This is a genomic window from Idiomarina sp. OT37-5b, assembly GCF_002968395.1.
Taxonomy (GTDB): Bacteria; Pseudomonadota; Gammaproteobacteria; order Enterobacterales; family Alteromonadaceae; genus Idiomarina; species Idiomarina aquatica.
In genome coordinates this window covers 1,956,877-1,978,921 of sequence record NZ_CP027188.1, presented here as the reverse complement: position 1 = coordinate 1,978,921, position 22,045 = coordinate 1,956,877, and the positions used below count along the sequence as shown (strand labels likewise).

The 22,045-nt window shown below is 53.0% G+C and carries 20 protein-coding genes; 13 read left to right on the top strand and 7 right to left on the bottom strand.

Annotated elements, in window-relative coordinates; all coding sequences use genetic code 11:
* Window positions 1–2: 2 nt before the first annotated feature.
* The 4 genes from deoA to C5610_RS09310 all read left to right on the top strand — a co-directional run bounded on the left by deoA (window position 3) and on the right by C5610_RS09310 (window position 5,039).
* Complete coding sequence (gene deoA / locus C5610_RS09325; RefSeq protein ID WP_105306929.1) at window positions 3–1,340, top strand: thymidine phosphorylase; 1,338 nt, start codon at window positions 3–5, stop codon at window positions 1,338–1,340.
* Between the two features lie 34 nt (window positions 1,341–1,374).
* On the top strand, window positions 1,375–2,577 hold the full coding sequence (locus C5610_RS09320) for a phosphopentomutase (RefSeq protein WP_105306928.1): 1,203 nt from the start codon (window positions 1,375–1,377) through the stop codon (window positions 2,575–2,577).
* Between the two features lie 86 nt (window positions 2,578–2,663).
* On the top strand, window positions 2,664–4,259 hold the full coding sequence (gene prfC, locus C5610_RS09315) for a peptide chain release factor 3 (RefSeq protein WP_105306927.1): 1,596 nt from the start codon (window positions 2,664–2,666) through the stop codon (window positions 4,257–4,259).
* Window positions 4,260–4,265: 6 nt separating this feature from the next.
* Complete coding sequence (locus C5610_RS09310) at window positions 4,266–5,039, top strand: TatD family hydrolase (RefSeq protein WP_105306926.1); 774 nt, start codon at window positions 4,266–4,268, stop codon at window positions 5,037–5,039.
* On the opposite strand, the gene C5610_RS09305 is transcribed toward C5610_RS09310, so the two are convergent.
* Complete coding sequence (locus C5610_RS09305) at window positions 5,013–5,660, bottom strand: hypothetical protein (RefSeq protein ID WP_262339845.1); 648 nt, start codon at window positions 5,658–5,660, stop codon at window positions 5,013–5,015. The two genes, C5610_RS09310 and C5610_RS09305, sit on opposite strands and share 27 nt — an antisense overlap.
* A 27-nt stretch (window positions 5,661–5,687) precedes the next feature.
* Between C5610_RS09305 and serB the strand changes: the two genes are divergently transcribed.
* Window positions 5,688–6,362: a phosphoserine phosphatase SerB gene (serB, locus tag C5610_RS09300; protein WP_105307775.1), complete on the top strand. Its 675-nt coding sequence runs from the start codon at window positions 5,688–5,690 to the stop codon at window positions 6,360–6,362.
* Here serB and C5610_RS09295 read toward each other — a convergent pair.
* Window positions 6,339–8,846 carry a PilZ domain-containing protein gene (locus C5610_RS09295; protein WP_105306925.1) on the bottom strand — a complete coding sequence of 836 codons (2,508 nt, stop codon included), beginning with the start codon at window positions 8,844–8,846 and terminating at the stop codon, window positions 6,339–6,341. The genes serB and C5610_RS09295 overlap by 24 nt on opposite strands.
* A gap of 62 nt (window positions 8,847–8,908) precedes the next feature.
* Here C5610_RS09295 and radA point away from each other — a divergent pair, with 62 nt between their 5' ends.
* From radA to C5610_RS09275, 4 genes are read left to right on the top strand one after another with little or no spacing between them, the layout of a single operon-like run.
* A complete protein-coding gene (gene radA / locus C5610_RS09290) occupies window positions 8,909–10,276 on the top strand; it encodes a DNA repair protein RadA (protein WP_105306924.1) in 1,368 nt (455 codons plus the stop codon).
* On the top strand, window positions 10,266–11,030 hold the full coding sequence (locus tag C5610_RS09285; protein ID WP_105306923.1) for an ABC transporter substrate-binding protein: 765 nt from the start codon (window positions 10,266–10,268) through the stop codon (window positions 11,028–11,030). The genes radA and C5610_RS09285 overlap by 11 nt, the downstream gene beginning before the upstream one ends.
* The gene (locus C5610_RS09280; protein ID WP_105306922.1) at window positions 11,027–12,004 is read left to right on the top strand and encodes a FecCD family ABC transporter permease; all 978 of its coding nucleotides are present in this window, start codon (window positions 11,027–11,029) and stop codon (window positions 12,002–12,004) included. The genes C5610_RS09285 and C5610_RS09280 overlap by 4 nt, the downstream gene beginning before the upstream one ends.
* Window positions 12,005–12,028: 24 nt before the next feature.
* Window positions 12,029–12,793 carry an ABC transporter ATP-binding protein gene (locus C5610_RS09275; RefSeq protein WP_158682678.1) on the top strand — a complete coding sequence of 255 codons (765 nt, stop codon included), beginning with the start codon at window positions 12,029–12,031 and terminating at the stop codon, window positions 12,791–12,793.
* Here C5610_RS09275 and ettA read toward each other — a convergent pair.
* Entirely contained in the window at window positions 12,790–14,454 is a 1,665-nt protein-coding gene (gene ettA / locus C5610_RS09270) for an energy-dependent translational throttle protein EttA (protein ID WP_105306920.1), read from the bottom strand. The genes C5610_RS09275 and ettA overlap by 4 nt on opposite strands.
* Window positions 14,455–14,626: 172 nt before the next feature.
* Here ettA and glyA point away from each other — a divergent pair, with 172 nt between their 5' ends.
* The 4 genes from glyA to ribBA are packed head-to-tail and all read left to right on the top strand — an operon-like array spanning window position 14,627 to window position 18,619.
* On the top strand, window positions 14,627–15,883 hold the full coding sequence (glyA, locus tag C5610_RS09265) for a serine hydroxymethyltransferase (RefSeq protein ID WP_105306919.1): 1,257 nt from the start codon (window positions 14,627–14,629) through the stop codon (window positions 15,881–15,883).
* 43 nt (window positions 15,884–15,926) lie between these two features.
* Window positions 15,927–16,376 carry a transcriptional regulator NrdR gene (gene nrdR / locus C5610_RS09260; protein WP_105306918.1) on the top strand — a complete coding sequence of 150 codons (450 nt, stop codon included), beginning with the start codon at window positions 15,927–15,929 and terminating at the stop codon, window positions 16,374–16,376.
* The gene (gene ribD / locus C5610_RS09255) at window positions 16,369–17,496 is read left to right on the top strand and encodes a bifunctional diaminohydroxyphosphoribosylaminopyrimidine deaminase/5-amino-6-(5-phosphoribosylamino)uracil reductase RibD (protein ID WP_105306917.1); all 1,128 of its coding nucleotides are present in this window, start codon (window positions 16,369–16,371) and stop codon (window positions 17,494–17,496) included. Before nrdR ends, ribD begins: the two co-directional genes overlap by 8 nt.
* A 10-nt stretch (window positions 17,497–17,506) precedes the next feature.
* Window positions 17,507–18,619 carry a bifunctional 3,4-dihydroxy-2-butanone-4-phosphate synthase/GTP cyclohydrolase II gene (gene ribBA, locus C5610_RS09250; protein WP_105306916.1) on the top strand — a complete coding sequence of 371 codons (1,113 nt, stop codon included), beginning with the start codon at window positions 17,507–17,509 and terminating at the stop codon, window positions 18,617–18,619.
* A 25-nt stretch (window positions 18,620–18,644) separates the two neighbouring features.
* On the opposite strand, the gene C5610_RS09245 is transcribed toward ribBA, so the two are convergent.
* From C5610_RS09245 to C5610_RS09230, 4 genes are read right to left on the bottom strand one after another with little or no spacing between them, the layout of a single operon-like run.
* Window positions 18,645–19,526 carry a ketopantoate reductase family protein gene (locus C5610_RS09245; RefSeq protein ID WP_105306915.1) on the bottom strand — a complete coding sequence of 294 codons (882 nt, stop codon included), beginning with the start codon at window positions 19,524–19,526 and terminating at the stop codon, window positions 18,645–18,647.
* Window positions 19,516–20,847 carry an AmpG family muropeptide MFS transporter gene (locus tag C5610_RS09240; protein ID WP_187346263.1) on the bottom strand — a complete coding sequence of 444 codons (1,332 nt, stop codon included), beginning with the start codon at window positions 20,845–20,847 and terminating at the stop codon, window positions 19,516–19,518. The genes C5610_RS09245 and C5610_RS09240 overlap by 11 nt, the downstream gene beginning before the upstream one ends.
* Entirely contained in the window at window positions 20,847–21,443 is a 597-nt protein-coding gene (locus C5610_RS09235; RefSeq protein ID WP_105307774.1) for a peptidylprolyl isomerase, read from the bottom strand. The genes C5610_RS09240 and C5610_RS09235 overlap by 1 nt, the downstream gene beginning before the upstream one ends.
* Before the next feature lie 21 nt (window positions 21,444–21,464).
* Window positions 21,465–22,004, bottom strand: coding sequence for a YajG family lipoprotein (locus C5610_RS09230; protein WP_105306913.1), 540 nt, complete (start codon window positions 22,002–22,004; stop codon window positions 21,465–21,467).
* Window positions 22,005–22,045: the final 41 nt, after the last annotated feature.

Sequence of the window (22,045 nt, the reverse complement as noted above, 5' to 3'; positions counted from 1 at the left end):
TTATGTTTTTAGCGCAGGAAGCCATTCGGACAAAACGTGACGGCAAACCCCTGAGTGAGGAACAGATTCAGGCGTTTGTGCAAGGAATAACCGATGAATCGGTGAGTGAAGGTCAGATTGCGGCGATGGCAATGGCAATCTATTTCCAGGGAATGAACGAGCAGGAAAAAGCCACGTTAACCCTGTCCATGCGTGACTCCGGTGAGGTACTGAACTGGCAGCAACTCGATTTAGGTGGTCCGGTACTGGATAAACATTCGACCGGTGGTGTCGGTGATGTTGTCAGCTTGATGTTGGGACCCATTGTCGCTGCCTGCGGTGGTTTCGTGCCGATGATTTCCGGTCGTGGTCTTGGTCATACTGGCGGTACGTTGGATAAATTTGATGCGATTAATGGCTATCAGACCAAACCGGACAATGAGCGGTTTGCACGCACCGTCAAAGAGGCGGGGGTAGCGATTATCGGACAGACCGGACAATTAGCGCCGGCAGATCAACGTTTTTATGCCACCCGTGATATAACCGCGACGGTTGAATCGGTGCCCTTGATCACGGCGTCTATTTTGGCGAAAAAGCTTGCCGAAGGGCTGGACGGCCTGGTGCTGGATGTAAAAACTGGCAGCGGCGCATTTATGGCTGAGTATGAGCGTGCGGTCGAGTTGGCCCGAAGTTTAACCTCGGTCGCCAATCGTGTAGGGGTGAAAACCTCAGCGCTGATCACTGATATGAACCAACCGTTAGCGTCCGCGGCGGGTAACGCGGTCGAAGTAAAACTGGCGATTGACTATTTGACCGGTCGCCATCGTGACCCTCGCTTACATGTGGTGACGCATGCCCTGGCAGTGGAAATGTTGTTGCAAGGTGGCCTTTGTACAACCCACGAGCAAGCCGCGGAGCGTGTTGAGCAGGTGCTTGTCAGCGGGGCCGCTGCTGAACGCTTTGCGAAAATGGTGAGCTTGTTGGGCGGCCCGACCGACCTGCTTGAACGGCCTGAACAGCATCTGGCTAAGGCGAAGATAATCAAACCGTTAACACTGGCCGACAGTGGACTGCCTCAGCAAGGTTGGGTAAACGCAATCGACACTCGCGCGGTAGGAATGGCCGTGGTGGCGCTGGGTGGTGGTCGACGGATCGCTTCCGATCCGCTCAATTACGCGGTAGGTTTAACGGATCTGGCGGGTATCGGCTGCAAAGCAGAAGCGGATCTCGTACTCGCGACCATTCACGCCGATTCCGAGGATGATTGGCAACAAGCGGCAGCAACACTGACCGAGGCTTACCGGATTGGCGCAGAAGCGGCGCCGGAACAGCCGGTAATTTATGAGCGAATGGGTGATTAGGCAGGGATTTCAGCGGTCTTAAAGGAGGCAGCAGATGGCACGTGCAATTATTGTGGTGTTGGATTCATTTGGTATCGGCAGTGCGCCGGATGCGGCTAAGTTTGGTGATCAAGGGGCAGATACGTTTGGACACATTGCCGCGGCACGGGCAGCGCAGGCAAAACCGCTGCAACTGCCGAATCTGTGCGCTCTGGGTCTGGCTGAAGCCCATCGGGGTGCTACCGGTGATTGGGCGCCCGGCTTTGCACACCACTCAGCACAGCACAGTTATGCCTGGGCTGCTGAGCGCTCCTCCGGCAAGGACACGCCCTCCGGCCATTGGGAACTGATGGGCGTTCCGGTGCACTTTGAGTGGGGGTATTTCGAACAACCACAGCACTCATTTCCGCCTGAATTGCTTAATGCCCTGATTGAAAAAGCCCAACTAAAAGGGGTACTGGGTAATTGCCATGCGTCCGGCACGGAAATTCTTCAACGCCTTGGTAGTGAACACATTCGCAGTGAAAAACCGATAGTTTATACCTCGGCAGACTCGGTATTCCAGATTGCCGCTCACGAGCAGCATTTTGGTCTGCAACGTCTATACGAGGTGTGCGAAATCGCCCGGGAACTGCTCGATGATTACAACATTGGTCGTGTTATTGCGCGGCCATTTGTTGGTAATAGCCCGGCCGATTTCGAGCGCACCCACAATCGCCGCGACTACGCGGTTGAGCCACCTTTACCGACGGTGTTGGATAAGCTTAAGGACAGCGGCGGGGAAGTCATTGCGATCGGTAAAATCGCCGATATTTTTGCGCATCGGGGTATCACCCAAACGATTAAAGCCGCAGGAACTGACGCGCTCATTGACAAAACCCTGGAGACCATGGCAAGCGCCGGCGATCGCAGTTTAATTTTCACTAACTTGGTCGACTTTGACACGCTGTATGGGCATCGCCGCGATACGGAAGGATACGCGCAGGAGTTAGAGCGCGTTGATCGGCGTTTGCCGGAGTTACTCGAGGCTATGAACGCTGACGATATTCTGGTGTTGACGGCTGATCATGGCTGTGATCCGACCTGGCCGGGTACCGATCATACGCGAGAATTTGTGCCCTTGTTAATGGCTGGTGATGCTTTGGCGCCCGGCAGCCATGGTCAGCGCGACAGTTTTGCGGACCTCGGGCAAACGTTGTGTGAACTGTTTGAGTTACCGGCAATGGCGGAGGGACGCGCGTTAACATTGCGGCGCTGATGGGAATAGCACCCGAAACGTTGTGAATCCTGAGTAAATCAGCGAAAATAGCGGGTAATACATTAATGAGTTAATTGAGAAGGTTCATGTCAGACGCCCGCAGTAACAAAATCGCAACCGAAGTCGCAAAACGCCGCACGTTTGCCATCATTTCGCACCCTGATGCCGGTAAAACCACAATTACCGAGAAAGTTTTGCTGCATGGTCAGCAAATTCAAAAAGCCGGGACCGTGAAGGGCAAAAAATCCGGCCAGCATGCTAAGTCAGACTGGATGGAGATGGAGCAGGAACGTGGCATCTCGGTGACGACCTCGGTGATGCAGTTTCCGTATCGCGATCGGCTAGTGAACTTACTGGATACCCCCGGACACGAGGACTTTTCGGAAGATACCTACCGTACCCTGACCGCTGTCGACTCCTGTTTAATGGTCATTGACGGCGCTAAAGGTGTCGAAGATCGCACCATTAAGCTGATGGAAGTGACGCGGCTGCGCGATACGCCCATCATCACCTTTATGAACAAGTTGGATCGCGATATACGTGACCCGCTGGAACTGCTTGATGAAGTCGAAGACGTTCTAAAAATCATGTGCGCCCCGATTACCTGGCCGATTGGTTCCGGAAAAAACTTTAAAGGGGTTTATCACTTATTACTCGACCAAACCATTTTGTACAAAACTGGGCAGGGTCATCGTATTCAGGAAATTGACATTATTGAAGGCCTGGATAATCCCGAGCTGGACCAACGTATTGGTGTTTGGGCGGAAGAGCTGCGTGAACAAATTGAATTGGTCAAAGGCGCTTCTAACGAGTTTGATAAAGAGCTCTTCCTTGCGGGCGAATTAACCCCGGTTTATTTTGGTACGGCGCTGGGTAACTTCGGCGTTGATCATATGTTGGATGGTTTGGTGGACTGGGCTCCGCAGCCACAACCCCGTGAGGTGAACGACGGCGAGCTGATCCATGCCGACAACCCGGACTTTTCGGGTTTCATTTTTAAAATTCAGGCCAACATGGACCCCCGTCACCGTGACCGTGTGGCGTTTCTCAGAATCGTCTCCGGTAAATACGAGAAAGGCATGAAAATGCGTCAGGTGCGTACCGGAAAGGATGTCCGTATCAGTGATGCACTGACGTTTTTGGCCGGTGACCGAGAGCATGTCGATGAAGCTTATCCGGGCGATATTATCGGTCTGCACAATCACGGCACCATCCAGATTGGTGACACCTTTACCGCCGGCAGCGATTTCAAATTCAGCGGTATCCCGAACTTTGCGCCGGAACTGTTCCGCCGTATTCGTCTGAAGGATCCACTGAAACAAAAGCAATTGTTGAAAGGTCTGGTACAACTATCCGAAGAGGGAGCGGTACAGGTATTCCGGCCATTGATCAGTAACGATCTGATCGTCGGCGCCGTCGGTGTGTTGCAGTTTGATGTGGTGGTACACCGTTTGAAAACCGAATATAAGGTCGATGCCGTGTACGAGAACATCAATGTTGCAACCGCCCGCTGGGTAACCGGTGACGAACGTAAAGTGGATGAGTTCCGGCGCAAAGCGGAAGCTAACCTGGCGCTCGATGGTGGTGATAACTTAACCTATATCGCACCGACCATGGTGAATTTAAGTCTGGCGCAGGAGCGTTATCCAGATATTACCTTCAGTCACACACGCGAGCACTAGCATTAGATGCAACTGTTCGATACCCACTGCCATCTCGACTTTGAGGTGTTTAACCGCGACCGCCACGAAGTGGTAGAGCGTGCCAGAGCACAGGGTATCGAGCAATTTATGCTACTTGGCGTGACGTGCGAGCAATGGGCACAACTGCCCCGGGTGGCGTCGGAAATTGGCTCTGCCTATTACAGTTTCGGCCTGCACCCATACTTTATCGAAAAGCACCAGCCCGAGCACCTCGAAGCACTGAAACAACAGTTGTTGGAGCATGGTAGTGATGGCAGGCTGCGCGCGATAGGCGAAATTGGTCTTGATGCAGAGTGCGGTCATATGGAGCGGCAGCAACAGCTGTTACGAGAACAGCTTCGCTTGGCCAGAGAACACCAACTGCCGGTTATACTGCATCATCGCAAAACGCTCGATAAGCTGCTGAAAATGGTGCGCGAATCAGGGCCGCAGCGTGGCGTTGTGCACGCCTTCTCCGGTAGTTACGAGCAGGGCAAGGCCTGGGTCGAACAAGGTTATTATCTGGGCATTGGCGGCACCATCACCTATCCACGCGCAAAAAAAACACGGGATGCGGTGGCAAGGCTGCCATTGGACGCCATGGTACTAGAAACAGACTGTCCCGATATGCCAGTGTGTGGGCATCAGGGTGAACGCAATGAACCGGCGCGATTACGGCAGGTGCTGAGCGCATTGGCCAGCATAACGTCACTCAGCGAAAAAGACGTTGCAGAACGAACGTATCGTAATAGCTTAGCGTTGTTCGGGCTTAACCGCTGAGCTGCGTTGTTGCCAGAACCGATCGCGGATGCGATTAAAACCAAGCATGATGAAAACCCCGGCCAGCATCGCCAGTAACAGCAGTACTTGACCCTGTTGCATCAGACCATCGTGTGCGCTGGCGCTGATCGTCATCAGCTTATTTTCGTCAAAAATCACTTGCAGGTAACCCGCGGTTGTACCGTTGTCGGTCAGTTCCCGGGTCATTATCCAGGGCTTTGCCGGGGCATCGTCAGGCCAGTCGATCACACTGTCATAATTGCCCTGGGTTACCAGAACCTCGCCGTAAGGATTGCGTACCACCACCGACACCACCGCATGATGTTGTTGAAGATGCTGTGCGGCAGCCACCAACGCCTCATTCTGTTTTTGTTGGATGGCTTGTACTGCTTGATGTTCAAATTGCGACAAGGTCAGTTGCGTCAACTGCCGGGTGTGCTCAGCCAGTTGCTGTTGTGACTGTAAACTGGCAATATTCCAAACATTAAGGATGACCAATAGCAACGCCGCCGCTACGGCTAAGCGAAGTATGCGTTTGGTGATCAATCGCAGCCACGCCCGCGTTTGTGTGTTCGGGTTTAGCACCGATTGCAGTCCACTGTTAATCATCGTTTTAAGCATAGCACCAACTTTTTGATGGAGTCGATTATGGCCGACACCCCAGCCGCCGGATTAGTAGTCTTCGATATGGATTCTACCCTAATTCAAATGGAGTGTATCGATGAAATTGCTTCTTTAACAGGGGCAGGCGATGAGGTTGCGGCAATTACCGAGCGAGCAATGCGCGGCGAGCTTGACTTCGAGCAAAGCCTGCGGGCACGAGTGAGTTGTCTTAAAGGCGTGTCTGTCAGCCAGTTTCAATCGTTGTTCGACCCGATCCCGTTTACGCCGGGCGTTCATCAGCTTATTCAAACCTTGCGCGCGCAGGGCTGGAAAACGGCGCTGGTGTCGGGAGGCTTTACCTGGTTTGCCGAACAAGTGGCTTCGCAACTGCAACTTGACTGGTTTGCGGCTAATGAGCTGGAGCAGCAGCAAGGTGTTCTAACCGGTACGGTAGGCACCAAAATTGTGGATGCAAGGTTTAAGGCACAAACCGTTATCGACCTTAAACGTCGTTGGCAGATTGAGTCTGGCCGCACCATCGCCGTGGGAGACGGTGCGAACGACCGCGACATGCTGCAAGCTGCTGATATTGGCGTTGCATTTTGTGCCAAACCAACGTTGAAGGAAGTTGCCGATATCTGTATCGACGACAATGACCTCAGCCTGCTGTTACCGTTATTACAGCAACGGGGCCTGTTACAGGCTGAGCCAGTGGGCTAATCGCTGTTGTTGTTGGCGGATGTGTTCGAGGCTGATATCCGCAAACTTCAGCAGATCATCGGTAACGTCCTGAGTGTCAGCAATGCCATAAACCTGCCACAGTTCTTCCTCTAGCTCATTCGCCCGATGAGCCGCGTATTGCGATAGGTAGTTCATTTCCGCCTGCACAAACTGAATATCCGGACGGCCGGTTTTGCTGAGGTCAACGGCGACGGCCACAAAGACGGCGTCTGGCAGACACTGGTCAATAAACGACAGGATCGCAGCGGTATCAAACTGATCGGCGGCATGCCATTCAGTCCTTAGCACGGCCTCGCCTTGTTCACGATAAAGTTTCAGTAACAGCAGCTTGCGTCGCGGGCGATCCGAGCGAGACAGCCCTTGTAACTCCGGCAACAGCATGGTCGTTAGACTGTCGCCGCGCAGCAGTGGCTGTACATTTAGGTTACTAGCACGACTGCCGGGCAAACCTTGTAATAGCGTTAACCAGGCGGTCTGCCAGCGGGAAAGACCGGCCCGGCGCAACGTCACCTGGCGTTTGTTATTTTGATAAAAATACAAGGGAACGGTCGGCGGAGCGTCGCAGTATAGGTTACGTAAACACAGCTCCAGGCCATTTAATGAAGTATTTTCATGCAGTAGCTTTAACTGGTTACGATGTTCTTTAATCAGATAGCGGAAGAACAGCGCGCCATCGTGTTTCTCTGATGAGTCGGGCGTTTTCAGGTTAATTGTCGTCTGGCTGATGTCGATGTTTACCACCAGGTAAGGGATGTCGCGCAGTTGAAATTTGCGGTGATGTTTTTCAAACCCGGTTAATGATACCAGCGCCACTTCACCGGCTTGCAAGGCCACGGCATCGTCCAGTTGAAGCTTTAATCCATGCACCGATAAATCTAAAACCATACCTTCGCGAATGGACTTTCCGACCCGAACACGGCAGCGGCTGCGGTAGCTAAAGCGTTGCTCCTTGCGCAGATCGACAAATTCCAGTCGCACGTCTTTGGTGCGGATGGGCACCGATGGCGGATGCATAAATGCCTTCAAGGATTTAACCAAGCCTTTATCGTAGTCGTCGTGGGCGAACTGACGCATCGACTCGGTGATATCGGTTAGCACGCCAAGGTGAGTTAATGGCTCGATGGCGTGTTTAACTTTGGGCGTCGGCGGCTGCAGACGAAAAGGGATCTGCACTTCGTAAGGCACACTTTGTGGCTGCCAGGCGCTGTTGCTGTCAATACTGCGCAGTCTAAACTGATAGACACGAAAGGATGACTTGCGCGCCGCGAAGTTTACAAAGGTGCGCCATAAATTATTTTTAATCAGCTCTTCAGCCAGCGCCGAATAATAATGAATTTTGCCTCGTGCGGTAATGCTGAAGGTCAGTATGGTAGCCGTCGCACCAGGGGTGTCCGCCAAACGTTTGAGAAAATGCTGTGATCGGCGTGGATTAAATATCGAACCCAGCGCAATCTGGTTGTGTTCGTTGATCCAGTCTTCGACGATGTGCCGGTTATTGTCGGTAGTTAATACGTAATCAGCATGTAACTGCTTATTGTGTATGGAAAAATAGATTGGCAGAGCGCCCAGGCGCGGCATCAAAAATTGTTCATGCCCCTTATTCATCAGGGTTTGATAGGTGTTATCGATATTCACCCGGTAACGTTTTTTGTAGCCATTAATGAATCGTTTTAAAAAACTGTCCAACGATGACGAGGTAAACTCGGCCTTGCGATTAAGGCTGAAATAGGTTTTTTCGCCCTGTTGGTCAATGGCAACGATCGTATAAGGCACCGCCATTTCAGGATCAATAGTGAACTCACGCGCCAAGCCGGTGAAGTATACATCAATCTCATCACCGACCTGCTTCTGCCAGGCGGCATCGAGTCGAATGCGCAGACCGGTAACCGACAAATCACTGGTGATGGCTCTTCGCTGGTCGCCGTATTCATCATTGAGTGTTACTTCAACGGTAAAATTCATGCGCTCTTCGGCACGATACGGGTACTGACCGAACTGAAAAGTATCGATGATGTAAGGCGAACGAACGTCGTCGTGTTCCGGAATTTCCTCGCGTGTCGCTATCCGTTCGGCATGCTGAGCTTTACGCTGTAATGCTTGCTCCCGTTCTTTTTCCTGAATGACCCGGTTATTATTTTCGGCGTTTAAAATTTGTTCGAAGGTATCTTGGGTAAATACGCCACCATAGATTTTCAGACCGCGTTCGAAAATGTCTTTGGCAACGTCATCCAGGTAATGTTTGCGGCCTAAGAACTCATAGGGTTGGCAACGGCCGCTGACGCGATTGCGCAAATCAACGGTCTGCAGACAGGGCGATGCCAGTCGTCGCAACTCCATTTTCAACTGGAAGCGCGTTGGTCCGTCCTCACCCTCGGTTAGGGTGCGGAAGATTTTGTCAAAGTCCGGCTCATTTACCACGAGTTTGAGCTGTTCGATTAATTGCTCAAAATGGTCATTCGGCATTATGGTATTTTGTTCTTATAATAGATGACTTTATTACGCATCATAGAACGAGTTGGCTAGTCATGGCAAAAACAAAAACCGCTTATGTCTGCAATGAATGCGGCGCAGACTTTCCCCGTTGGTTGGGGCAGTGCACCGAATGTAAGGCATGGAACACGCTCAGCGAAGTGCGCTTGAGCAATCCGAAAGCTCACCCCAGGGTTGCTGAGCGCAGCGGTTTTGCCGGTGCAACCCAGGCGCGGGTGCAAACCCTTAACGAAGTTTCGCTGGAAGAGCTACCTCGTTTCAGTACCACATTTAAGGAGTTTGACCGGGTGCTGGGCGGCGGTGTGGTACCGGGATCGGCGATTTTGATTGGCGGCTCGCCGGGAGCAGGGAAAAGTACTCTATTGCTACAAACCTTATGCCGCTTGGCCGAAAATAAAAAGACGCTGTACGTTACCGGCGAAGAGTCACTGCAGCAGGTGGCGATGCGTGCTCAGCGGTTGTCATTACCAACCGATAAACTCAGGATGTTGGCCGAAACGTCGATCGAAACCATTTGTCAGTTGGCGGACCAGGAAAAGCCGGAAGTAATGGTGATCGACTCCATTCAGGTCATGCACCTTGCCGACATATCGTCGGCGCCGGGCAGCGTTTCACAGGTACGTGAAACCGCAGCTTTCTTAACTCGATATGCAAAACAACACGGCGTGGCCATCATCATGGTCGGTCATGTCACCAAAGACGGTAGCCTGGCGGGTCCGAAAGTACTGGAGCATTGTATCGACTGCTCGGTGATTCTGGACGGTTCATCTGATTCCCGCTACCGCACCTTACGAGGCACCAAGAACCGCTTTGGCGCGGTTAACGAGCTGGGCGTTTTCGCGATGACCGGCAGCGGTCTTAAAGAAGTGTCTAACCCCTCTGCGATCTTCCTGCAACGGGGCGAGGAGCAGGGCAATGGCTCTGTGGTCATGGTCGTTTGGGAAGGAACTCGCCCACTGCTGGTCGAAATCCAGGCGCTGGTTGATTATTCTGCGTTGGCAAATCCACGGCGCGTGGCGGTAGGGCTGGAAGCTACCCGGCTGGCGTTGCTGTTGGCGGTATTGCACCGCCATGGCGGATTACAGGTGTCCGATCAGGATGTGTTTGTGAACGTTGTCGGTGGTGTTAAGGTCACCGAAACCTCGGCCGATTTGGCGTTGCTGTTGGCCATTGTGTCGAGCTTTAAAGGGGAGCCGCTGGCGCGTGATTTAATTGTCTTTGGTGAAGTGGGGTTAGCCGGAGAAATTCGCCCCGTTCCCAGTGGTCTGGAACGCTTAAATGAGGCGGCCAAACATGGTTTTAAAAAAGCCATACTGCCGCTGGCGAATAAACCCAAGCAAGCGCCTGAGGGAATGACCGTAATCGGCGTTAAAAACCTGCAAGAAGCATTAGATGCGATTTAGCGGGTTATTAAGCGCCGTGGTGTTGCTGTTCAGCATCGCCTTGCCAACCCATGCTGATGAACGCTGGGTGTCGCTGAATCAGTGCGTGGACCAACTGCTGCAACGCTGGGCGCCTGAACAGTTAGCCGGTATTACTTACCTGAGCGGTGCGGACATTGATAAACCCACCCATAACGGCACGCTCGAATCGGTGCTGGCACTAAAGCCTGACCGGGTGGTCGCGACTCAGTTCAGCGATGCTAAGCTGGTGGCACGATTGCGTGACTACGTACCGGTCACCGTGTTGCCTCAACCGCAAAGCTGGTCGGCGTATCAGCAATGGTTGGCGCAGTTGGCTGAGCTGGGATTGACGGAGCAGGTCGTGCAGCATCAGCACGAAACGGAGAAAGCCTTAACACGGCTGGCGCAGCAACCACAAGACGTGGTTATGGTGATGCCAAACCAGTGGAGCTGGGGACGCAACACCTGGGCTAATGCCCTGATAGAACGGTTAAACTGGCGTAACCAGACAGCAACGTTGGGCTCGGGGTTGGTTGCCCTGCAATTGGAACAACTGATCCAATGGCAGCCGGATCGGGTCATCCTGGAAGGATTTAGCGGGCAGACGTTTGCACTGGCCAATCAATGGCAACGGCATCCTTTAATGCAGCGCTGGTTGGAGCAACAACGGGTCATGGTCATTGACAGCGCGACGGCGGCATGTCCAGTGGTTAATATCGGAAACTATCTTGAACGTTTGGGAGCGGAACAATGACAGTGACGGCGCGCGGCTGGGGCTGGCTGTTCATACTACTCGCCGTGATATTAAGCGGTTGGCATCTGAATCAGGGCGCCGCCACGGTTAACTGGCTGGACTTGAACGATCTGCAGTACACCATCGTTATGGACATTCGTTTGCCGCGTTGGCTATTGGTATTGGCCAATGGTATGGCGCTGGGCCTGGCCGGTGCAGCACTGCAGCTGTTGTTGCGTAATCCGTTGGCAGAGCCCGGCTTAATCGGCGTGTCGTCGATGTCGGCACTGGTGACCGTGACGTTACTGTATTTTGGCTGGTTAGCGGCATTTTCCTGGTGGTTACCGCTGGCGGCCGTTGCCGGTGGTCTGGCTGGTTTGTTACTGGTGGTGTTGCTGGCCGGCCGGCAGCATGACATCTACCGGATTATTTTAGCCGGGGTTGCGGTGTCGTCGTTAGCCGGTAGCGCGATGGGGTTGATCTTATACCTGGCCCCCAATCCGTTTGCTTTTCAGGAATGGAGTCAGTGGACGCTGGGAAGCCTGGCGAACCGCAGTTGGTCACACCTGGGCTTGCTATTACCCTGTTTACTGATTGGCACGCTGTTGCTGTGGTGGACACGGACGTTGCTGACCGCTTTAACCCTATCGGAACAGACCGTCGCTACTCTGGGTTTTCGCTTAGTCAGCCAACGTAATGGTGTATTACTGGCCGTCGCTGTGCTGGTTGCCGGGAGTGTCGTCAGTGTCGGTATTATCGGTTTTGTTGGACTGTTGGCGCCGCATTTAGTGAGATTATTAGGGCAGGAACATCCGCAACGGGTGTTGTGGCTGAGCGCACCCGCTGGTGCCTTGCTGCTGCTGGCGATGGACATTGCTACACGGCTGATCAGTGGTGCCAGGGAATTACCCATTGGTATCGTTGCCGCATTAGTGGGTGCGCCATTATTGGTGGCGCTGTTGTTTCATCGCTATCAACGTCGTTTCTATGAGTGACCGACCATTAAGGAGCAGGGTACTGTGCTGAGCATTCAACAGCTGTCACTGGCCGGTATCCGCCGACCACGCTTGCAACAGGTGCAACTGCAATTAAGCGCCGGACAACTGGTCGGTTTGGTGGGGGCTAATGGAGCCGGCAAAAGCTCACTGCTACAAGTGATTGCCGCGTTACTGACACCGTCGGCCGGCGAAGTGCGCATTGACGGCACTGTCGTCACCTCGCTCGCGCCAGAACAGCGCGCACAAGTGATGGCTTACTTACCCCAGTATGAGCAGCCGCAATGGGACATTAAGGTACGGGAACTGGTGGATATCGGCTTGTTGCACCACCGTCTTAGTCGCCGCCAGCGGCAACTGCAGTTGCAGCATGCCCTGACGGCCTGTGATTTGTTGCAACTGGCTGAACGACCGCTATCGACCCTGTCCGGTGGCGAGCGACAGCGTGCGTTGCTGGCTCGAGCGATGGTTGGACAGCCGAAATTATTACTTTGTGATGAGCCAACGGCGGCACTCGACATTCAGCATCAGTTACAAACCCTGCAACTGCTACAGCAGCAGGCGCGCCAGGGACAACTGGTACTGTGCTGTATGCACGATCTGAGCTTAGCAGCACGTTATTGTGATCAATTGGTGTTATTGCATGAGGGGAGATTGCTGGAAGTAGGAGCGCCTGCAACGGTGTTGTCAGACGCTCATTTAGCCACTGCGTTTGGCATTCAGGCGCAGTGGTATTGTGACAGCAGCGGTGTGGCCTGGATACCACAACCGCTGCCGGCAACCGATTAACCGATAGGCTTGTATTTAATTCGGTGAGGTTCCATTGCCTGCTCACCAAATTTGTCTTTCATGTAAGCTTCGTAGTCGCTGTAGTTACCTTCGTAGAAGACCACTTCACCTTCATCACGGTAGTCAAGAATGTGCGTTGCGACACGGTCAAGGAACCAACGGTCGTGCGAGATAACCATAACGGAACCCGGGAATTCGAGGATAGCCTCTTCTAATGCCCGCAAGGTTTCAACGTCGAGATCGTTGGTTGGCTCATCGAGTAACAGAACGTTGCCGCCGGCGCGTAACAGTTTGGCCAAGTGCACACGGTTGCGTTCACCACCGGATAATTCGCCAATGCGTTTTTGTTGGTCAGTGCCGCGGAAGTTAAAGCGTCCGACATAGGCGCGGCCGTTAACTTCGAAGTTGCCAATTTTGAGGATGTCATTGCCGTCAGTGATTTCCTGGAATACGGTTTTACTGTCATCCATGTTGTCACGGAACTGATCGACACTGGCTAACTCGACGGTTTCACCGATTTCAATAGAGCCGCTGTCCGGCTGCTCCTGGCCACTGATCATTCGGAACAGGGTTGATTTACCGGCACCGTTCGGGCCGATAATACCGACAATCGCGCCTTTAGGAACGGAGAAACTCAGGTTGTCGATCAACTGGCGGTTCTCGTAACCTTTGCTGATGCCGTTAACTTCGATAACTTTATCACCCAGGCGCGGACCCGGTGGAATAAAGAGTTCGTTGGTTTCGTTGCGTTTCTGGTAGTCGCCGCTTTGCAACTCTTCAAAGCGGTTAAGACGTGCCTTGCTCTTCGCCTGGCGGCCTTTGGGGTTAGTGCGTACCCACTCCAGCTCCTGCTTGATGGTGCGTTGACGAGCTTTCTCCTGGCGCTCTTCCTGTTCAAGACGCTTCTCTTTTTGTTCCAGCCAGCTGGAATAGTTGCCTTCCCACGGAATACCGTAGCCACGGTCAAGTTCGAGAATCCAGCCGGCGACATTGTCGAGGAAATAACGGTCGTGGGTAATAGCCACAACGGTACCGTTGTAATCGTGCAGGAAGCGTTCTAACCAGGCAACTGACTCGGCATCAAGGTGGTTGGTCGGTTCGTCGAGCAACAACATGTCCGGTTTTGATAACAGCAAGCGACAAATGGCGACACGACGACGTTCACCCCCCGAGAGGTTACCAATTTTCGCGTCCCAGGGCGGCAGGCGCAATGCGTCCGCGGCGCGTTCCAGGATGTTATCGATGTTGTGGCCGTCTTTGGCCTGCAACAGCGCTTCCAATTCGCCTTGCTCTTTTGACAGGGCATCAAAATCAGCGTTTTCATCGGCGTAAGCAGCGTAGATTTCGTCGAGGCGGGTTAATGCCTGTTTCACGTCAGCGACGGCCTCTTCTACGGTTTCTTTAACGGTTTTGGCTTCATCCAGTTGCGGCTCTTGCGGCAGGTAACCAATTTGAATACCGGCTAATGGGCGCGCTTCGCCTTCGTAATCCTGATCGACGCCGGCCATGATTCGCAGCAGCGTTGATTTACCGGCGCCGTTGAGGCCTAACACACCGATTTTGGCACCTGGGAAAAACGACAGTGAAATGTCTTTTAGAATGGTTTTTTTAGGGGGAACAACTTTGCTCACCCGTGACATGGAATATATATATTGCGCCATGCGACGAACAATCCTTGATTTGGTTTAAAGAGTTGCCGATAGTTTAAAGCCAAATGGCCCAAATGCCCAAATTTGTTTGTTGTTACAAACTAGGCATTACGGGTGGTTTTAGGTTAAAATGGCGGCACTCTGGGCGTATGCCCCAAGTCAAATAGGTAAAGTGGGAGCCGTAATGCAAAAATCGCAACAAAATATCGCCGAGTTTGATGCTGAACTGTGGGACGCAATGAGCAAGGAAGTAGAGCGTCAGGAACAGCACATCGAACTGATCGCCTCAGAAAACTACACCAGCCCGCGGGTACTGGAAGCTCAAGGTTCCCAGCTTACTAACAAGTACGCCGAAGGCTATCCGCACAAACGTTATTACGGCGGTTGCGAGTACGTCGATATCGTTGAAGATTTAGCCATTGAGCGCGCCAAAGCGTTGTTCGGTGCGAAATACGCGAACGTACAACCGCATTCGGGATCGCAAGCCAATACGGCCGCGTTCATGGCGTTGATGGAAGCCGGTGATACCTTCCTTGGTATGAGCCTGGCGCACGGTGGTCACTTGACGCACGGTGCCGGCGTTAACTTCTCGGGTAAACTTTATAATGCGGTGCAGTACGGTTTATCGGAAGAAACCGGCGAAATCGACTATGCGGAAGTTGAACGTCTGGCGCAAGAGCACAAACCTAAAGTGATTGTAGCCGGGTTCTCGGCTTACTCGGGTATTGTTGATTGGCAGCGTTTCCGTGAAATCGCCGATCAAGTGGGGGCTTACTTGTTGGTCGATATGGCACACGTAGCGGGTCTGGTTGCGGCAGGTGTTTACCCAAGCCCGATTCCATTCGCTGACGTGGTGACCACAACCACGCACAAAACCCTTGCCGGTCCGCGCAGTGGGTTGATCCTGTCAGGTAAAGATGATGAAAAGCTGCACAAGAAATTAAACAGTGCGGTGTTTCCTGGTAACCAGGGTGGCCCGTTAATGCACGTCATCGCCGCTAAAGCGGTTGCGTTTAAAGAAGCGCTGCAGCCAGAATTTAAAGCTTATCAGGAACAAGTTCTGAAAAACGCCAACACCATGGTGAAAACACTGCAAAGCCGTGGCTATAAAATTGTCTCTAACGGTACTCAGAACCATTTGTTCCTGGTTGACCTGATTGACAAAGACATTACCGGTAAAGACGCCGATGCTGCCTTGGGCCGTGCCTTTATTACCGTGAACAAGAACGCGGTTCCTAATGACCCACGTTCGCCGTTTGTGACGTCAGGTCTGCGCCTGGGGACGCCGGCGATTACCCGCCGCGGTTTCAAAGAAGCGGAAGCCGAACAGGTAGCGAACTGGATTTGCGACGTGTTAGACGACATTAACAACGAAGCAACCATTGAGAAGGTTCGCGAACAGGTGAAAGCCCTGTGTGCGAACTTCCCAGTGTATCAATAACGCATGATCGGAATTGGATCGTTAAGTTAACCGGAGAGCATCGATGCATTGTCCTTTTTGTGGCACCCAAGACACCAAAGTGATTGATTCGCGATTGGTGGCGGATGGCGCATCGGTGCGCCGTCGGCGCGAATGTAATCACTGCAAAGAGCGTTTTACCACGTTCGAAACCGCTGAATTAATTATGCCGCGAGTGATTAAATCCGACGGCAGCCGTGAACCGTTTAACGAGGATAAATTGCGTAACGGTTTGTTACGGGCATTGGAAAAACGCCCTGTCAGTCTGGAACTGATGGAACAAGCCATTAACAAAATTAAATCAGCGATCCGGGCGACCGGTGAACGTGAAATCAGTAGCGATTTCATCGGTAATCAAGTGATGGATAATTTAAAGCAAATCGATAAAGTGGCCTATGTGCGCTTTGCCTCGGTTTACCGTTCATTCGAAGACATCCGCGAATTTGGCGAGGAGATCGCCCGTCTTAATGACTGATCCTACCCAAGTAATCATTGATCATCAGATGATGCACCGGGCGTTGCAGCTCGGTCGCCGGGGCATGTTAACGACGGCCCCAAACCCTGCGGTCGGTTGTGTCATCACACAGCAGCAAAAAATCATCGGCGAAGGCTGGCATCAGCGTGCGGGTCAACCCCATGCGGAAGTGCATGCGATAGCCGCAGCGGCTGGACAAACTAAAGGCGCTACCGCTTACGTCACGCTCGAACCTTGCAGCCATTTTGGCCGCACGCCGCCCTGTGTTAATGCGTTGATTGATGCTGGTGTTGCGCGGGTGGTGGTGGCAATGGAAGATCCCAATCCGCAGGTGGCGGGCAAGGGCATTGCCCGCTTACGCGAAGCAGGTATCGACGTAGAGGTTGGTATTCTGGAGCAAGCGGCACGCGCACTTAATCCGGGTTTTATTCACCGCATGACCACGCAGTTACCCTGGTTGCGTTTAAAAATGGCTGCTTCACTGGATGCCCGCACGGCATTGGCTAACGGCGAAAGCCAGTGGATCACGTCGCCGCAGGCGCGTGCCGACGTGCAGTATTGGCGGGCGCATGCCGACGCGATTCTAACCGGTGCCGATACAGTGCTGGCTGATAATCCGCGTTTAACCGTGCGTGCCGAGCAGTGGCCGGCCTCAAGGCCGTTACCGGATCCACTCAAACAACCGGTGCGTATTATCATTGATGGACAAAACCGTATTCACGATCAACTGGCTTTGTTTGAACAACCCGGGCCGGTCTGGCTGGTTCGTCATGAAGAAGCCGATGCCAGCCGCCACAGCCATTGTCACCAGGTGATAGTGCGGCGTACCGCGAATGGCAACGTGGATTTGCATGACATGATGCTGGAGCTGGCGCTACGTGAGATTAATCTGATCTGGACGGAGTGCGGTGCCCGACTGGCTGGCGCGCTTTGTGATGCAGGTTTAGTGAATGAAGTTTATTTATACCAATCCAATCAGTTGCTTGGTTCGGATGCCCGGGGCGTGGTCGATTTGACGTCACTGACTGCACTGACGCAAGCTCCGCGCATTCGTATTACCGATCGGCGTCAAGTGGGGCCGGATACTCGGATTATCGGTATTCCACAGAATCAACAGTAAAAGGTTAGCTATGGGCTTACACACTACCGAAGAAATAATTGAGGATATTCGTCAGGGTAAAATGGTCATCCTGATGGATGATGAGGATCGTGAAAATGAAGGCGATCTGATCATTGCCGCTGATTGCGTGACGCCGGAAGCCATTAATTTTATGGCGCGCTTTGGCCGCGGTTTAATTTGCTTAACGCTGACGGAAGAGCGTTGTAAGCAGTTAAACTTGCCGCTGATGGTGGACAAAAACAACGCGCCTTATGCAACCAACTTCACCGTTTCGATCGAAGCCGCAGAGGGCGTAACCACTGGTATATCCGCCGCCGATCGTGCGAAAACGGTAAAAGATGCAGTGGCCAAAGACGCAAAACCGGAAGACTTAGTCATGCCGGGTCATATCTTTCCGTTGAAAGCGAAAGCCGGTGGTGTATTAAACCGAGCCGGACATACCGAGGCGGGTTGTGATTTGGCGCGCTTAGCGGGTTTTGAACCTGCCTCAGTGATTGTCGAGGTACTGAACGAAGACGGCACCATGGCGCGTCGTCCGGATTTGGAAAAATTTGCCGCTGAGCATGGCATAAAAATCGGCACCATTGCCGACCTCATCGAATACCGTTCGATGAAGGAAAAAACCGTTCAGCGCGTGGCTGAATGCCGCTTACCCACCAGTGCCGGTGAATTCACGCTGATTACGTTTCAGGATTCTATTGATCAACAGGTTCATCATGCGCTGGTTCATGGTGAGGTTGACCCGAACAAACCGACCAATGTGCGTGTGCATTTGCAAGATACCTTCCATGATACCTTGCTGACTGAACGTGCCACTAAGCGCAGTTGGCCGATATACAAGGCGATGCGCTACCTGGCAGAGCATGACGGCGTCCTTGTAATTATCGGACGTCAGCAGACGCCGGAAGACATCATCGCTCAGGTTAAAGAATTTGAAGCGCAGGATCATGGTGAGCAGAAACCGACTGCGTCGGCGTCAAACGCATCGCGTAACGTTGGTGTTGGCTCGCAAATCCTGGCCGATCTTGGTATTCACAAAATGCATTTGATGAGCTCGCCCAAGCGCTACTCGGCGCTGTCAGGTTTTGGTCTGGAAGTCGTGGACTTTATCGAAGACAAATAAAACCCGGCCGGTGCCAAGCCATTGGCTAACGGAGTGCAGTTACCGCCTCGGTAACTGCACGATGCGTCGGCACATCGATCTGGTGCTGACGTGCCTGTTCAACAATGAAGCCGTTCATGGCATCAATTTCTGTGGTTCGCTGGTGTTCAACATCCACCAGCATCGACGAACGGTTAGCTGCCGTCGCCGTAATCACCTTTGCCACAGCCTGTGAAGCCTGGTGTGCATCAAAGGAATACCCGCACGCTGCGGCAACCTGCACAAACTCCTCAATCAACTGCTGTTTTATATCGCTGAAGCGGGCCGCGGCCAGTTCACCGTTGGCAACCCGATAAATGGCGGTGAGTGGATTGATGACGCAGTTGATCAACAATTTGTGCCAGCGTCGATGCTCAATATCATGAACCAGGTGCAGCGGCGGGAAGCTCTGTTGCAGTATTTCGCCAATAGCGCCCGCTAATGGCTGCGGCTGATTTATGGCCTGGGCGGCAAGCCAGCTTTCCCCATAGCCGTTGTGGCTAATGGTGTGGTTTTCGCGGCTGGCAGCATGAGTTGTAATCAGCGGAAACAGCGGTCGCTCGCTGTGGACGCTCAACATACCATTGTGACTGATGATAATTGGGCAGTCCGTGGCGATTTGGAGCTCGTCCAGCCGCTCTAAGGCGGCGGCAAGGTCGTAGGACTTTACCGCCAGAATCACCGCATCGGGGGGCGGGGCATCAGGGTAGAACGGGGTAACAAAGTGGGTCGCTTTGCCGTTCTCAGTCAGCGTCCAGTTGACGCTGGTTTCTTCCTGGGTGTGGCGACTGAGCCAGGCAACTTGTTGCTGCTGGCGCAACAGTCCCGCCGCCAATAAGCCACTAATGGCGCCGGGGCCGGTGATCAGCCAGTTGAGCTTAACGGTCATCGCGCAGGCTCTCAAGGTGAGTCAAGGTATGACGAATGTGCCACAGGAACAGCAGGCTGGGTATTACCATGACCGCTGTTAATAGGAAGAACAACGCCCAGTTACCGTCGAGCGCATCAACCACCACACCGCTGTAGGACGATAGCAGGGTGCGGCCGAGGGTGCCAAGTGACGCCATCAAGGCATACTGCGAGGCGGTGAACGTACGGTTACATAACAGGCTGATAAAGGCGACGAACGCAACGGTCGACCAGGCACTGGTAAAACCATCGATAATGACTGCACTTAAAAACAGCTGCTCACTTGGGCCGACCAGAGCAATCCAGGAGAACATTAAATTGGAGGCGGCCATTGCCAGTCCGCCAAACAGCAGGCCCTTGACGATGCCCATGCGCAAATTAACGGCGCTGCCAAGCAGGGCAAACAAAATCGTAACCCACCAGGTTACCAGTTTCGAGTAGGTGCCGATTTGGTCATTGGAAAAACCAATTTCCTTATAAAAGACAATCGACATGCGGCCAAGAAAGGCTTCACCAATTTTAAACAGAAAAATGAACACCAACACGGACAGTGCGAACTTAACGCCGTTGCGTTGAAAGAATTCTTTAATCGGGGCGAATAAAATGTGTTCGAGACGTCCTAGCAACCCGGCGTGGGCAAGTTGCCCATCACTATCTTGCTGGTGGTAGGTGGCTTTGCGGACAACCAAAACCACGGCAGCAATGGTCAACATGATAAAGCCCAGGATGGCGTAGGCGTCCTGCCAGTACCACTGTTGGCTGTCGACGATAAAAAAGGGAATTGCGCCCAGGCCGGCATAGCCGGTCCACCAGCCGGCGGTCGCCATCGCCGCACCGGCACTTTGCAACCGACCTTCGGTTACCGCAAAGGATTCGATGCGGTAGGCGTCGATGGCAATATCCTGTGTGGCCGAACTGATGGCAATGGCCATCGCCAGTAAACCGACCAAGTGTAAGTGCTCGCTAACCTGCAGTTGCGAGAGTGCAAAACAAGCAGCGACAATGATGAGCTGACAGGACAATATCCAACTGCGGCGCTGACCCAGCCAACGGGTCAGTATGGGAATCTTTATTGAGTCGACGAGCGGGGACCACAGGAAGTTAATTGAGTAAGCCCCAAAAACTGCACCGAAATAGCCAATCACAGAGCGGGTCAGGCCTTCTTCCTGCAGCCAGGCTGATAACGCCGAGCCGATCATGACCCACGGGAAGCCACTGGCAATGCCAAGAATAAAAATGACCAGTACCCGCGGTTGTAGATAAACGCGCAGATCGTCCCGGAACGACGGTTTAACAGCCATCAGTTGGCCGGTACAACTTCAATCCGCTTTAATACCGGTGGTTGTGCCGGCACATCGCGCCAACCGGTTTCTTTGTCATAAGCTAACGACTCCAGTTGAGCCAGCTTTTCGAGCACATCGAGGCCCTCAACAACACGGCCAAAGACCGTATAACCCCAATCGCCGTTATCAGGGTTCAAGGAGCTGTTGTCGTTGAGGTTAAAAAAGAACTGTCGAGTGGCGGTATGCGGCGCGCGCTCTCGAGCCATGGCGATGGTACCGTACTCATTCAGCAGACCATTCCCCGATTCGTTGACGATGGTTTCAAAGGTTGGCTTTTCCTGAAAGTCTTTGTCGTACCCACCGCCTTGCAAAACGAAATCCGGCACCAGTCGGTGAAAGATGGTGTCGTTGTACTGCGCCTTTTTGACGTAGCGAAAGAAGTTTTCTACCGTCAAAGGTGCCGCTTCCCGGTTTAACTCAACGGTGATATCGCCGGCGGAAGTAACGAATACGACCCGTGGAAAAGGATTATCAGGCTGAACCTGTGCATGACTGTTGAAACTTGCGCTGACCAATACCAGCCCACTTAACACAATAGTTTTAACGAGCGACATGAAACGCATGGTGCCTCCTGATTAAAGATTACGTAGTTTTGGGTCGTTACTGATGTCCGCGAGCACGGAACGCAGCAGTTGAGAAAACTCCCGCTCAACGACCGCCTCATCCGGGCGACCGACACCTTTTGACTGCAAGCGACCACGATAGCTGTTGCTGTAGGTGCGGTTTCCTCGTTGTGCTTCGACCCGCAGTACTATGGTATGTTGCAGTTCATAATTAAAAGCACCCAGTTGACCATCGATGAGGGCTTCGTCAATGCTGATTTGCCAACTAAGCTCGCCAGCCTGAGATGACGTCAGGTTTGTTAGTGAGTTCGAGATCACTTCTGTCAGTGGTTGCTGCGGCGGCGCAAATTCGGCTTTATCCTCGGCATGCGTGATGCGATAAAGGTAGGCGTGCGGACGTTGATCGGTGACGCTAATTTGCGCAACCGGTTGATTGAGCGGGTCGTTCACCTGAACCGCGCCGATGATAAGTGGTTGCGGTGGGCTTTGACAGCCGCTGACGAGGATGGTCGCCGCGATAAGTGCAATGGCTGACAGAACAGATCGGATCATTGTGATTCCCTCGAACATGATCATTCAACTGAATAACATTC

Coding starts and splice junctions, on each gene's coding strand:
- ribBA (WP_105306916.1), top strand. CDS start 17,507: ATGGGCTTACACACTACCGAAGAAATAATTGAGGATATTCGTCAGGGT.
- C5610_RS09280 (WP_105306922.1), top strand. CDS start 11,027: ATGACAGTGACGGCGCGCGGCTGGGGCTGGCTGTTCATACTACTCGCC.
- glyA (WP_105306919.1), top strand. CDS start 14,627: ATGCAAAAATCGCAACAAAATATCGCCGAGTTTGATGCTGAACTGTGG.
- C5610_RS09305 (WP_262339845.1), bottom strand. CDS start 5,660: ATGCTTAAAACGATGATTAACAGTGGACTGCAATCGGTGCTAAACCCG.
- deoA (WP_105306929.1), top strand. CDS start 3: ATGTTTTTAGCGCAGGAAGCCATTCGGACAAAACGTGACGGCAAACCC.
- C5610_RS09230 (WP_105306913.1), bottom strand. CDS start 22,004: ATGATCCGATCTGTTCTGTCAGCCATTGCACTTATCGCGGCGACCATC.
- ettA (WP_105306920.1), bottom strand. CDS start 14,454: ATGGCGCAATATATATATTCCATGTCACGGGTGAGCAAAGTTGTTCCC.
- nrdR (WP_105306918.1), top strand. CDS start 15,927: ATGCATTGTCCTTTTTGTGGCACCCAAGACACCAAAGTGATTGATTCG.
- C5610_RS09240 (WP_187346263.1), bottom strand. CDS start 20,847: ATGGCTGTTAAACCGTCGTTCCGGGACGATCTGCGCGTTTATCTACAA.
- C5610_RS09295 (WP_105306925.1), bottom strand. CDS start 8,846: ATGCCGAATGACCATTTTGAGCAATTAATCGAACAGCTCAAACTCGTG.
- serB (WP_105307775.1), top strand. CDS start 5,688: ATGGCCGACACCCCAGCCGCCGGATTAGTAGTCTTCGATATGGATTCT.
- prfC (WP_105306927.1), top strand. CDS start 2,664: ATGTCAGACGCCCGCAGTAACAAAATCGCAACCGAAGTCGCAAAACGC.
- radA (WP_105306924.1), top strand. CDS start 8,909: ATGGCAAAAACAAAAACCGCTTATGTCTGCAATGAATGCGGCGCAGAC.
- C5610_RS09245 (WP_105306915.1), bottom strand. CDS start 19,526: ATGACCGTTAAGCTCAACTGGCTGATCACCGGCCCCGGCGCCATTAGT.
- C5610_RS09310 (WP_105306926.1), top strand. CDS start 4,266: ATGCAACTGTTCGATACCCACTGCCATCTCGACTTTGAGGTGTTTAAC.
- C5610_RS09235 (WP_105307774.1), bottom strand. CDS start 21,443: ATGTCGCTCGTTAAAACTATTGTGTTAAGTGGGCTGGTATTGGTCAGC.
- C5610_RS09285 (WP_105306923.1), top strand. CDS start 10,266: ATGCGATTTAGCGGGTTATTAAGCGCCGTGGTGTTGCTGTTCAGCATC.
- C5610_RS09320 (WP_105306928.1), top strand. CDS start 1,375: ATGGCACGTGCAATTATTGTGGTGTTGGATTCATTTGGTATCGGCAGT.
- ribD (WP_105306917.1), top strand. CDS start 16,369: ATGACTGATCCTACCCAAGTAATCATTGATCATCAGATGATGCACCGG.